Here is a 12,105-nt window from a genome sequence, read left to right as displayed (position 1 = left end):
CGCCCCGCCCCGCCCCCTCGGCCCCCACCCTCGGCTTCCGCGATCTTGCAGTTTCGGCCCGGGCGAAAGCTGCGAATCACCGTATAGACAGGGCCGGAACTGCAAGATCGCCGGAGGGGCGGGCAGCGGGGGTGCGGGGGCGGGTCAGGTGCTTCGGTCGGCGCAGGCCGGCCTGCCGGAGCAGGCGCACGAGTTCCCGGCTCGGCACCACCCGGGCGCCCAGCCAGACCGCTGCGGCGAACCGCTCGGCGGGAATGTCGTAGTGGTCCCGGTCGAAGCCCCGGCGGGGCACCCCCAGCGCCTCGGCGAAGGCGTGCACCTCGGCGTGGGAGACGTCGCTGATCAGGTGGGACCAGAGCCGCCCCCGCCACGGCCAGGCGGGCCGGTCCAGGTAGAGCATGCCGGCCAAGTTACCCGGTGCGAGGGCCGGTTGTCGGTCGCACGCGGCCGACCGTAGCCTCGGCGGCATGGCCGGACCCCCTCTCCTCGACGACCTGCGGGCGGCACTCGGCGACGACGCCGTGCTGACCGACCCGGACCTGCTCCGGATGCACGAACGGGACGAGGCGGACCTCTGCGCCGCCGGCACGCCCCTGGTGGTCGTCCGTCCCCGCGGCACCGCCCAGGTCTCCGCCGTGCTGCGGGCGGCCGCCCGGCACGGCGTGCCGGTGGTCCCGCAGGGGGCGCGGACCGGGCTGGCCGGCGCGGCCAACGCGGTCGACGGCGCGGTGGTGCTCAGTACGGTCGCGATGGACGCCATCCTGGAGATCGACCCGGTGAGCCGGATCGCCGTGGTGCAGCCCGGCGTGGTCAACGCGACGCTCGCCGCCGCGGTGGCGAAGCAGGGGCTGTGGTACCCGCCCGACCCCGGCTCGTGGGAGTCCTCCACCATCGGCGGCAACGTCGCCACCAACGCTGGCGGCATGTGCTGTGTCAAGTACGGCGTCACCACCGAGTACGTCCTCGGCCTGGAGGTGGTGCTCGCCTCCGGCGAGGTGCTGCGCACCGGCCGGCGCACGGCCAAGGGCGTCGCCGGGTACGACCTCACCCGGCTCTTCGTCGGCTCCGAGGGCACCCTGGGCGTGATCACCGAGGTGACCGTCGCACTGCGTCCCGCCCCGGCGGAGTCGCTGACCATGGTGGCGGTCTTTCCGTCCACCGCCGCGGCCGGCGCGGCCGTCGCCGAGATCGCCGCCCGGGGCCTCTCCCCCAGCCTGCTGGAGCTGCTGGACCAGACCCACCTGCGGGCGATCGAGGCGTACCGGCCGATGGGCCTGCGGACGGACGCGCAGGCGCTGCTGCTGGCCGCCGCCGACACCGGCGCCGGGGCGGCCGACGACCTGGCCGGGTTGGCCGCGGTCTGCGAGGCGGCCGGCGCCGACGAGGTCTACGCGGCCACCGACGCCGTGGAGGCGGCGGCCCTGTTGCAGGCCCGCCGGCTCGCGCACCCGGCCATGGAGAAGTTCGCCGCGGACGCCTACCCGGGCGGCAACGGCGGCCTGGTCATCGACGACGTGGCGGTGCCCCGGGGCGCGCTGGCGGCGCTGCTGGACGGGGTGGCCCGGATCGCGGCGGAGTGCGACGTGCCGATCGGCGTCGTCGGTCACGCCGGCGACGGCAACATGCACCCGAACATCGTGGTGGACCGGGCCGACCCGGCGAGCCTGGAACGCGGCCGGCGCGCCTTCGACGAGATCATGCGACTCGGCCTGGAGCTGGGTGGCACCTGCACCGGCGAGCACGGCGTGGGCCTGCTCAAGCGGGACTGGCTGGCCCGCGAGATCGGCCCGGTGGGCGTCGCCGTGCACCAGGCGATCAAGGCCGCGCTCGACCCGACCGGCCTGCTCAACCCCGGCAAGGTCCTCTGACAGCCGGCCCCGGCGGGGCGACGCGTGGCGGGAGCCGCAGGGTGGCGGGCACGCCGGCGGGGCGACGCGCGGTGCGACCGGCCACCGCAGGCCTGGCGGGGCCGGGGCGGCGCGGGGGTCAGTCGGTGATCTCGGCCGGGGTGGCCTGGGTGAGCAGCAGCAGGATCTCGTTGGCGATCGGCGGGCGTTCCTCCCCGGGGCAGTCCTGGGACGTGATCAGGCCGACGGTGGTGAGCAGGCTGGAGGTCAGCGAGCCGATGCAGGTGACCTGGTAGGCCCGGGCCTGGTCGGTCTCCTTCGCCAGTCCCGGGTCGGCCAGCAGCCCCCGCAGCCGGGTGGCCTGCTCCGGGTCGAGCGTGCCGGTCGACGTCACCCCGTCGCCGGCGCAGTCGACGCACTCCCACCGGCCGTCCGGTTCCACGTTCAGCGTGCGCAGCGGGCCGTCCCCGCCGACCTTCTGCAACAGGCTGACCTTGCCCTCCTCGGCGGTCGCCGCGCCGATCCGCCCCGGCTCCGGCAGTCCTGTCCCGACCGGGCGCGGCGCGGGGGGGTCGTCGTCGGCGATGCCGGGCAGGGAACAACCGGCGAGGGCGGCGACCAGCAGGGCGGCGACGGACAGGGGAAGCAGACGTGACCAGACAGCGGGTGGCACGCGCCGGAACCTACCCCACCGTAGGTAGCGCCGGAACCGGCTGAGCGGTCGGCCGTCGAAGGCAGGGGTCGGGGTGGGGGATCGGTCAGCGGGACGACGACGGTAGTTCGACGGGATCGTCGTCCGAGCCGCGGTCGGCCGCGAAGCCCCGGACGTCGGGCGCGCCGAGCCGGGCGGCGTCCGCCGTGGCGTCGTCGGGCATCAGCTGGGACTGCCGTTCCGCCTCCACCCTGGCCCGGTAGTGCTCCACCTCACGGGCCCGGGTGGCCTCGTCCCAACCGAGCACCGCGCCCATCAGCTCGGCGGCGTGCCCGGCCGACTCCAGGCCGCGGTGCGCGGTCTCGAAGGAGATCCGGGTCCGCCGGGTGAGCACGTCCTCCAGATGCAGCGCCCCCTCCGCCCGGGCCGCGTACGTCACCTCGGCCGCGAGGTATTCCGGGGCACCGGCCAGCGGGGAGGCGAGCAGCGGATCGGCGTCGACCAGCGCGAGCAGGTCCAGGGTGAGGGTGCCGTAGCGCTCCAGCAGGTGCTCGACCACCCCGACCGGCATCCCGTGCCGGCGGGCCAGGTCCGCCCGGCCCCGCCACATCGCCGGGTAGCCGTCCGCACCCAGCAGCGGCAGGTCGGCGGTACGCGAGGGGCGTACGGCGCCGAGCCGGTGGGCGGCCCGGTCGACCACGTCCGAGGCCATCACCCGGTACGTCGTGTACTTGCCGCCGGCGACCAGCAGCAGCCCGAGCATCGGCTCGAAGACGGCGTGCTCGCGGGACAGTTTCGAGGTGGAGTCGGCCTCGCCGGCCAGCAGCGGCCGCAGCCCGGCGTAGACGCCCTCGATGTCGGCCGTGGTGAGCGGCCGGTCCAGCACGGTGTTGACCTGCTCCAGCAGGTATTCGATGTCCCGGGCGGAGGCGGCCGGGTGGGACCGGTCGAGCCGCCAGTCGGTGTCGGTGGTGCCGATGATCCAGTGCCCGCCCCACGGGATGACGAAGAGCACGCTGGTCGCCGTACGCAGGATCAGCCCTGCCTCGCCGGTGATCGCCGAGCGGGGCACCACCAGGTGCACGCCCTTGGAGGCCCGGACGCGGATGCCGGGGCGCAGCCCGACGTCGTTCAGCATCCGGGACATGTCGTCGCTCCACACGCCGGTGGCGGCGATGACGGTGCGGGCGTGCACCTCGAACTCGGCGTCCGGGGAGCCGGGCGGCGCCTCCAGGTCGCGGACCCGGACGCCGGTGACCTCGCGGGCCTGCCGGATCAGCCCGACCGCCCGGGCGCTGGGCACCACGGTCGCGCCGAGGCTGGCCGCGGTGCGGGCCAGGGTCACCACCAGCCGGGCGTCGTCGACCTGCCCGTCGTAGTAGCGGATCGCGCCGGCCAGCGCGTCGGCCCGCAGGCTGGGGAAGACCCGGCGGGCGCCCTCGCGGGTCAGGTGGCGGTGCAGCGGCATGCCCCGGCCGCCGCCGAAGATCCCGGCGAAGGCGTCGTACGCCGCCACTCCGGCGCCGTAGTAGGAGCGGCGGAACAGCCGGCCGGGCAGGTCGCGCGCGCCGCGCCCGCCGGGCAGCGGGACCAGGATGGGCACCGGCCGCACCAGGTGCGGGGCGAGCCGGGTGGCGAGCAGGCCGCGCTCGGTGAGCGCCTCGTGCACCAGGTGGAACTCCAGCTGCTCCAGGTAGCGCAGGCCGCCGTGGATCAGCTTGCTGGAGCGGCTGGAGGTGCCGGCGGCGTAGTCGCGCGCCTCCACCAGCGCCACCTTCAGCCCCCGCGAGGCCGCGTCCAGGGCGGCGCCCGCCCCGGTCACCCCACCGCCGATGACCAGCACGTCGAAGCGTTCGGCCCGCAGGCGGCGCAGGTCGGTGGCCCGGCGCTCCGGGGAGAGCTGGCTGGCCTCGGTTCGGGACACGTTGGGGTCGCGCACCCGTCCACGGTAACCGTCACGGCCACACCGGCGGCACACACCGTCCGCGCCGTACTGTCTGAGGAATGGAGATCGGCCCCCCGTTCCCCGCTGGTCAGCCCGCCCCGCTCCCGCCGGCCGCGCCGGCCCGGTCGAGTCCGTGGCCCGTGGTGGCGGCGGTGGTCGCCGGTTGCTGGACGGTCGGGTTCGTGGTGGTCAGCCAGCTCGGCGGGTGGCTGGCCGACCAGATCATGCTGGCCTCCGGGCTGCACCGCGTGGTGTGGCTCTGGCCGGCGACGGTGCTGTTCACCGTGCTGCTGGTCGGCGCGCCCGCGCTTTCGCTCGCCCTGCTGCCCCGCTCGGCGGCGGTCCGCGCCACCGGCCGGGCCTGGCTGGCCGCGGCGCTCGTGCTCGGCGCGCTGGGGCTGCTCCGGGCGCTCCCGCCGGTGCACCACGAGGCGTACCTCGCGGCGCTCGCCGCCACGGCCGCCCTGGCCGCCCTCGTCCTGCGGGCGCTCGCCCGCCGCGCCGCCGCGCCGCCCCGGCCCTCCGCCCCGACCGCCCCCCTGCTCGGGGTGGCCGGCGGGCTGGCGCTGCTGCTGCCGTGGGTCTGGCTGGGGGCGCTCGGCGGGCTGCTGGAGACGGTGCTCGCCGGGCTCGCCGCCGCCGCCCTGGGCGTGCTGGCGGGGGCGCTGCTGGACGACGCCTTCTGGTCCCGCTTCGCCGTCGGCGAGCCGCCCCGGCCGGCCCGGTTGGTGCTGGTCGGCGGGCTGGTCGCCGGGGTCGCGCTGCTCGTCCTCGCCGCCGGGGTCGGGCAGTCCGGGGCCCAACTGCCCCTGCTGCTGACCCTGCCGCCGGCCGGCTTCGCGCTGGCCGCCCTGCACGCGGCGGCCCGCCGCCCGGCCGCCGCCACCCCGGCAGCGCCGCCGGGCACGGTGCCGGCCGACCCGCCGGGTACCGCCCCTGCCGGCCCGTCGGACACCACCGGAAGTGAGCCGGGCGGGCGCGAGCCGGGCGGGCGGGCCGGGGTCCGCGCCGCCACCCGCTGGCTGGTCGGGCTCGCCGTGTTCGGCCCGCTGGCCTTCACCGATCCCGAGGAGATCACCCTCGTCCTGGCCAACACCCGCGACGTGCCGTTCTGGGTGGCGGCCGCCGCCGGCGCCGGACTCGCCGTCGCGGCCGTGCTCGCCGTGGCGTACGGCGTGCTGCTGGCCCGGCCCCGCGGCCGGCGGCCGAGCCGGCGGGTGGCCGGGGTGACCGCCGCGGCCCTGCTGGTCGCGGTCGGCGCGGTGGCCGTCGGCGCGGGCCAGCCCGGCCTGCACGGCGAGCGGCTGTTCGTGGTGCTGCGCGAGCAGGCCGACCTGCACGGGGTGCCGGCGGCGGCCGGGCGGGCCGGCCGGGACGCGCGGGCCGGCGAGGTCTACCGGCGGCTGGTCGACACCGCCGAGCGGACCCAGGCCGACCTGCGCCGGGACCTGCGCCGGCTGCGGCTGGACCACACCCCCTACTACCTGGTCAACGCGGTCGAGGTGGACGGCGGGCCGGCGGTGCGGGCCTGGCTGTCCCGCCGGCCGGAGGTGGCCCGGGTGCTGGTCAGCCAGCGGGTGCGGCCGCTGCCCGCGCCGGCCGGCCGCAGTCGGGGCACCGCGCCCGCGCCGGCCGGCCCGGAGTGGAACGTCCGGATGCTCGGCGCGGACCGCGTCTGGTCGCAGCTCGGGGTGGACGGCTCCGGGATCGTGGTCGGCAGCTCCGACTCCGGGGTGGACGGCGGGCACCCGGCGCTGGCCGCCGGCTTCCGGGGCGGCGACGACTCCTGGTACGACCCGTGGGACGGCACCCGCTCCCCGACCGACCAGGGCGGGCACGGCACGCACACCGTGGGCAGCGCGGTGGGCCGCGGGGGGATCGGGGTGGCCCCGGGCGCGCAGTGGGTGGGCTGCGTCAACCTGGACCGGAACCTGGGCAACCCCGGGTACTACCTGGACTGCCTCCAGTTCATGCTGGCGCCCTTCCCGCCCGGCGGGAACCCGTTCACGGACGGGCGCCCGGCGCGCGCCCCGGAGATCCTCACCAACTCGTGGGGCTGCCCGCCGATCGAGGGCTGCGACCTGCGGGCGCTCCGGCCGGCCACCGCCGCCCTGGAGGCCGCCGGCATCCTGGTCGTCGCCGCCGCCGGCAACACCGGTCCGTACTGCGGCTCGATCGACGACCCGCCCGCGCCGTACGCGGACGTGCTGACCATCGGCGCGGTGGACCAGCGGCGCCGGGTCACCGACTTCTCGTCCCGCGGACCGGTGCGGGGGGCGGCGAAGCCGGACCTGGTCGCCCCCGGCGACGAGGTGCTGTCGGCGATGCCCGGCGGCGGGTACGCCACCCTGAGCGGCACCTCGATGGCGACCCCGCAGGTGGCCGGCGTCGTGGCGCTGATGTGGTCGGCCAACCCGGCGCTGGTGGGCGACCTGCCCCGCACCCGGCAGATCCTGCGGGACACCGCGACCCCGGCGACGTACGCCTCCCGGACGGAGACCTGCGGCGGCGACGCGAACATCACCGGCGCCGGCCTCGTCGACGCGTACGCGGCGGTGCGGGCGGCCCGCGGGTGAGCGGCCCTTGCCCCACCCCGCACCCCGTGCTCTAGGGTCGGCGACCATGGATGCGGAGATCGTCGAGCTGACCGCCGACCGGGCGCCCGCCGTGGTGGAGCTGTGCCGCCGGGCGCTGGACCTGCCCGAGGACGCCGCCGAGGCGCCGGCCCTGGTGGCCGCGCTCTGGGCCCGGGCGGCCGCCGACCGGCCGGTCGTCGCGCTGGGCGCGTACCGGGGGGCGGAGCTGGTCGGGGCGTTGGTCTGCTCCCTGTCGGGGCGGGACGCCGGGCTCGGGCATGTGGACCTCGTGGCGGTGCACCCCGACCACCGGCGCCGGGGCGTCGCCCGGGCGCTGCTGTCGTCCGCCGAGCGGACCCTGGCCGGTCTCGGCGCGGCCGAGGTGCTGCTGGCGGGGAACCCGCCGTACTACGCCTGGCCCGGGATCGACGTGCGCTACACCCCGGCGGTCTGCGCCGCGCTGGCGCTCGGCTACCGGCAGGACCGGACGGCGTGGAACATGACCGCCGACCTGTCGTACGACGACTCTCCCGCGCTGCGCTCCACGGAGGCGGCGGAGGCACGGCTGGCCGGTCGGGGCGTCTCGGTCCGCCGCGCCGAGCCGGCCGACCTGCCGGCGCTGGCGGAGTTCGCCCGCGCCACGTTCGGCGGCGCCTGGGACGCGGAGCTGGCCGGCTCGGTGGGCCGGGAGGGGGCGGGCTGCCACCTGGCCGAACGCGACGGCGAGGTGCTCGGCTTCGCCGCGTACGGGTCGTCCCGGCCGAGCTGGTTCGGGCCGATGGGCACCGCCCCGGCTGCGGAGGGCTCGGGCATCGGCGGGGTGCTGCTGCGCCGCTGCCTGCGCGACCAGCGGGCGGCGGGCGTGACGGCGGCGCAGATCGGCTGGGTGGGGCCGGTGCCGTTCTACTCGGGCAGCGCGGGCGCCCGGATCGAGCGGGTCTTCTTCCTGTACCGCAGGACGCTCGGAGAGTGACGGAAGAGGGCGAAGGGGATATAGACGCCGATAACCCCATTCGCCCCCATCTTTGATCGACGCCCCCTACCGTTTCGGTAGAGGAGGCAGCCATGACCACGGACGACGAACGCCCCGGCCCGTTGCCGTTCGACTGGCTCGACTACGGCGACGCCGAGCAGCAGGCGGAGATGACCGGCGCCGACGAGCCGACCGACGAGCCGGTGGCGCTGGTCGACGAGCCGGTCCAGATCCCGCAGCCGTACGGCCGGGCGCAGAAGAGGCGCAACCAACGACCACTGCCGACCTGACGGCGAAAGGGGCGGACCGCTGACGCGGCCCGCCCCTTCCGGCGTAGTGGAGCTGGACTCAGAAGTCCATGTCCCCGCCACCCGGACCAGCCGGGGCGGCCGGGGCCTTCTCCGGCTTGTCCGCCACGACGGCCTCGGTGGTGAGGAAGAGCGCCGCGATCGACGAGGCGTTCTGCAGCGCCGAACGGGTCACCTTGGCCGGGTCGATGATGCCCGCGGCCAGCAGGTCGACGTACTCGCCGTTGGCGGCGTTGAGGCCGTGACCCGGCTCGATGTTGCGGACGTGCTCGACGACCACGCCGCCCTCGAGGCCGGCGTTGACGGCGATCTGCCGCAGCGGGGCGTCCAGCGCGATCTTGACGATCTGCGCGCCGGTCGCCTCGTCGCCGGTCAGGTCCAGCTTGTCGAAGGCGGTCTTGCCGGCCTGCACCAGCGCGACGCCACCACCCGGGACGATGCCCTCCTCGACGGCGGCCTTCGCGTTGCGGACGGCGTCCTCGATGCGGTGCTTGCGCTCCTTCAGCTCGACCTCGGTGGCCGCGCCGACCTTGATCACCGCGACGCCGCCGGCCAGCTTGGCCAGCCGCTCCTGCAGCTTCTCGCGGTCGTAGTCGGAGTCGCTCTTGTCGATCTCGGCCCGGATCTGGTTGACCCGGCCCTGGATCTGCTCGGCGTCGCCGGCACCGTCGACGATGGTGGTCTCGTCCTTGGTCACCACGACCTTGCGGGCGCGGCCCAGCATGTCGAGGCCGACGGCGTCCAGCTTGAGGCCGACCTCCTCGCTGATGACCTGACCACCGGTGAGGATGGCGATGTCGGCCAGCATGGCCTTGCGGCGGTCACCGAAGCCCGGCGCCTTGACGGCGACCGACTTGAAGGTGCCCCGGACCTTGTTGACGACCAGGGTGGCCAGGGCCTCGCCCTCGATGTCCTCGGCGATGATCAGCAGCGGCTTGCCCGACTGCATGACCTTCTCGAGGATCGGGAGCAGGTCCTTGACCGACGAGATCTTGCTGTTGACGATCAGGAGGTAGGGGTCGTCGAAGACGGCCTCCATGCGCTCCGGGTCGGTCATGAAGTAGGCCGAGATGTAGCCCTTGTCGAAGCGCATACCCTCGGTGAGCTCCAGCTCCAGGCCGAAGGTGTTGCTCTCCTCGACGGTGATGACGCCTTCCTTGCCGACCTTGTCCATCGCCTCGGCGATGATCTCGCCGACGGTGCTGTCACCGGCGGAGATGGAGGCGGTGGAGGCGATCTGCTCCTTGGTCTCGACGTCCTTGGCGAGCTTGGACAGCTCCTCCGAGACGCTGGCCACGGCGGCCTCGATGCCCCGCTTCAGGGCCATCGGGTTGGCACCGGCGGCCACGTTGCGCAGACCCTCGCGGACGAGGGCCTGGGCCAGGACGGTCGCCGTCGTCGTGCCGTCACCGGCCACGTCGTCGGTCTTCTTGGCGACCTCCTTGACCAGCTCGGCGCCGATCTTCTCGTAGGGGTCCTCGAGCTCGATCTCCTTGGCGATGCTCACACCATCGTTGGTGATGGTGGGGGCACCCCACTTCTTTTCGAGCACGACGTTGCGGCCCTTGGGGCCGAGGGTCACCTTCACGGCGTCGGCGAGCTGGTTCATGCCCCGCTCGAGGCCCCGGCGCGCCTCTTCGTCGAACGCGATCATCTTGGCCATACGGCGTTGTCCTCCTGGACACTCACGGGCCACCCGGAGGTTGTGTCCCGGATGGGCCGCCTGGTGTACGCACCTTGGGGACGTCGCCACCTGGCGACGACGACGTCTCCTCGGCCGGGCCGGATAGCCCGCGACGACCGGCCATGTGCCGCACCGACGTGTGGACGCCCGTGCGGCCGTGGCCCTACCGCCCCGACCATTGGCACTCACGGTATGCGAGTGCCAATGACTTGTTTAGCACTCTCCCCTGCCGAGTGCAAGCACGCCCGCCCCGCTCAGCCGAGTTCACCGGCCAGCCGCGCGCTGTCCACCGGTCCCTCGTGGGCGCGCTGCTCGGCGTACGTGACGACCAGGCCGACCAACTGGGCGAGGTGGGTGGGCAGGCCCAGCACCCCGCCGAGCACCGCCACCGCGATCGCGCCCACCGCCGTGCCCGGCGACTCCAGCGGGGTGACGCCGAACGGCAGCGAGCCGAAACCCTCCACCAGGCCGGCCGCCCCGCCCCCGACGATCACCGCCGCCGCGACGATCGCCACCCGGCCGAGCAGCAGGCCCAGCCGGTCGTGGAACATCCGGTACGAGCGGCCGATCGGGTGCTGCCGCTCGAAGAGGTAGACCGGGCCGGCCATGCTCAGCGCGAAGGCGAAGTAGATGCCGGGGATGACGCAGAAGCACACCCCGAGCCCGATGATCACGCCCATCAGCAGGGTCCAGCCCCAGAGGCCCGGCGCCCGGCGCAGGCCGTAGCCCAACGCGGCGCCGACGGTCACCGGCTGGCCGGCCGCCTGCCGGGCGACCACCCAGGTGCCGGCGGCCCAGCCGAGGCTCTGCACCAGGCCGAAGAGCAGGGCGCCGCCGATCAGCACGGCCATCATGGTGCCCAGGTCGGCCAGGAAGGTGTCGGGCAGCGCGGCCGGGTCGTCGGCCATCGACTCGTCCCACCGGGCCGACGGGTCGACCACCAGCGCGAGCACCGACAGCACCACGGCCGGCAGCACCTGGGTGAGCAGCAGGATCGGCAGCAGCGGCTTCCAGCCCCGGCGCACCGCGCCGACGCACCGGTCGAACCAGCCACTCACGCCGCCGCCGGGCGGGGTGACCAGCGGGTCGGCCGGGTCGAGGCCGTGGCCGGGCGGGTACCACCCGTGGACCGGCTGCCCCGGGTACGCGACCGGCGCGCCCGGATACACGACCGGCGCGCCCGGATACCACGGCTGCCCGCCGTGCGGGCCGGAGCCGGCCGGGAACCCGCCGGTGGGCGGGAAGACCCACCCCTGCGGCTGCGGCTGCGGCTGCGGCGCGCTCGCATCGCCGGCCGTGGCGGGGTCGGGATCCCCCGACGGGGGCGTGGCCTGGGGCGGCTGGTCGGACATGAACCCTCCTCAGCGACGGCTGAACCGGCTCACGATCCTCCATGCCTGGCACCCCGTGCCGCAGCCCGGGGTGCCACGAACCACGACCACGAACCACGGCCCGTCCCGGCTGCGGTTCCCGCCCAACGATGCCGCAGGTCACACCCCGGAACCGGACCCCGCCGCTGCCGCTGCCCGGCCCCTGTCGAGCTGCCCTCACAGATGGGGCACACCATGCCTCGCAGGCGGCCGAGCCGGATGCGAGGCATGGTCATACAGAGACGGGTGGTCCTACAGACGGGGCAGCTCGACAGCGCCCACCACACACCACCATCCCGCCCGCCGAACCCATGTGTCGAAGCGGGTCACCCGACCGGCTCACCCGCCGGAGCGGATCGACGGATGCCGTTTGGCACCGCCGCGCGGGGCGGGCGGCGGCGGAAGGGCCCGGTCTGTGGCGGACGGGGGACGGGGGTCAGGCGATGACGCGTACGCGCTCGGCCTGGGGCCCCTTCTGGCCCTGGGCGATCTCGAACTCCACCCGCTGGCCGTCGTCCAGCGCCTTGTAGCCGTCCATCTCGATCGCGGAGAAGTGGACGAAGACGTCCTGCCCGCCGTCGACGGCGATGAAGCCGTAGCCCTTTTCGGCGTTGAACCACTTCACGGTGCCCTGTGCCACGGTCCACTTCCTCACTCTGCACGGCGTTCCACAACCCCGGAGGCCGGCGGACCGGCACCGGAGGACCACCGAATCGGCGGTCGGGGAGGCCGCTGCATTCGGTGACCGAA

10 protein-coding genes are annotated in these 12,105 nt (G+C 75.3%); 4 read left to right on the top strand and 6 right to left on the bottom strand.

Features of this window, described 5'->3' with window-relative positions:
* Nucleotides 1-76: 76 nt before the first annotated feature.
* Nucleotides 77-400 carry a DUF4031 domain-containing protein gene (locus tag AB0G14_RS11660; protein WP_357696278.1) on the bottom strand — a complete coding sequence of 108 codons (324 nt, stop codon included), beginning with the start codon at nt 398-400 and terminating at the stop codon, nt 77-79.
* A 67-nt stretch (nt 401-467) separates the two neighbouring features.
* Between AB0G14_RS11660 and AB0G14_RS11655 the strand changes: the two genes are divergently transcribed.
* Complete coding sequence (locus AB0G14_RS11655; protein WP_357696276.1) at nt 468-1,868, top strand: FAD-linked oxidase C-terminal domain-containing protein; 1,401 nt, start codon at nt 468-470, stop codon at nt 1,866-1,868.
* A 118-nt stretch (nt 1,869-1,986) separates the two neighbouring features.
* Here the strand turns inward: AB0G14_RS11655 and AB0G14_RS11650 are convergent, their stop codons facing one another.
* Both AB0G14_RS11650 and AB0G14_RS11645 read right to left on the bottom strand, forming a co-directional pair.
* Nucleotides 1,987-2,520 carry a hypothetical protein gene (locus AB0G14_RS11650; protein ID WP_357696274.1) on the bottom strand — a complete coding sequence of 178 codons (534 nt, stop codon included), beginning with the start codon at nt 2,518-2,520 and terminating at the stop codon, nt 1,987-1,989.
* Between the two features lie 85 nt (nt 2,521-2,605).
* Nucleotides 2,606-4,423 carry a glycerol-3-phosphate dehydrogenase/oxidase gene (locus AB0G14_RS11645; RefSeq protein WP_357696389.1) on the bottom strand — a complete coding sequence of 606 codons (1,818 nt, stop codon included), beginning with the start codon at nt 4,421-4,423 and terminating at the stop codon, nt 2,606-2,608.
* Nucleotides 4,424-4,503: 80 nt separating this feature from the next.
* On the opposite strand from AB0G14_RS11645, the gene AB0G14_RS11640 reads away from it, so the two are divergent.
* The 3 genes from AB0G14_RS11640 to AB0G14_RS11630 all read left to right on the top strand — a co-directional run bounded on the left by AB0G14_RS11640 (nt 4,504) and on the right by AB0G14_RS11630 (nt 8,283).
* Nucleotides 4,504-7,020, top strand: coding sequence for a S8 family serine peptidase (locus tag AB0G14_RS11640; RefSeq protein ID WP_357696272.1), 2,517 nt, complete (start codon nt 4,504-4,506; stop codon nt 7,018-7,020).
* 46 nt (nt 7,021-7,066) lie between these two features.
* Complete coding sequence (locus tag AB0G14_RS11635) at nt 7,067-7,993, top strand: GNAT family N-acetyltransferase (protein WP_357696270.1); 927 nt, start codon at nt 7,067-7,069, stop codon at nt 7,991-7,993.
* 92 nt (nt 7,994-8,085) lie between these two features.
* A complete protein-coding gene (locus AB0G14_RS11630; RefSeq protein WP_357696268.1) occupies nt 8,086-8,283 on the top strand; it encodes a hypothetical protein in 198 nt (65 codons plus the stop codon).
* 58 nt (nt 8,284-8,341) lie between these two features.
* Here AB0G14_RS11630 and groL read toward each other — a convergent pair whose 3' ends face one another.
* The 3 genes from groL to AB0G14_RS11615 form a co-directional block, all read right to left on the bottom strand.
* Complete coding sequence (groL, locus tag AB0G14_RS11625; RefSeq protein ID WP_350706882.1) at nt 8,342-9,964, bottom strand: chaperonin GroEL; 1,623 nt, start codon at nt 9,962-9,964, stop codon at nt 8,342-8,344.
* Between the two features lie 275 nt (nt 9,965-10,239).
* The gene (locus AB0G14_RS11620) at nt 10,240-11,337 is read right to left on the bottom strand and encodes a hypothetical protein (RefSeq protein WP_357696265.1); all 1,098 of its coding nucleotides are present in this window, start codon (nt 11,335-11,337) and stop codon (nt 10,240-10,242) included.
* 454 nt (nt 11,338-11,791) lie between these two features.
* Complete coding sequence (locus AB0G14_RS11615) at nt 11,792-11,995, bottom strand: cold-shock protein (RefSeq protein ID WP_013288855.1); 204 nt, start codon at nt 11,993-11,995, stop codon at nt 11,792-11,794.
* Between the last annotated feature and the right edge of the window lie 110 nt (nt 11,996-12,105).

Source organism: Micromonospora sp. NPDC023814 (assembly GCF_040639595.1).
In the GTDB taxonomy this organism is placed as follows: domain Bacteria; phylum Actinomycetota; class Actinomycetes; order Mycobacteriales; family Micromonosporaceae; genus Micromonospora.
Note: the sequence above shows the minus strand (reverse complement) of the source record. Positions and strands in the feature narration are given on the sequence as shown.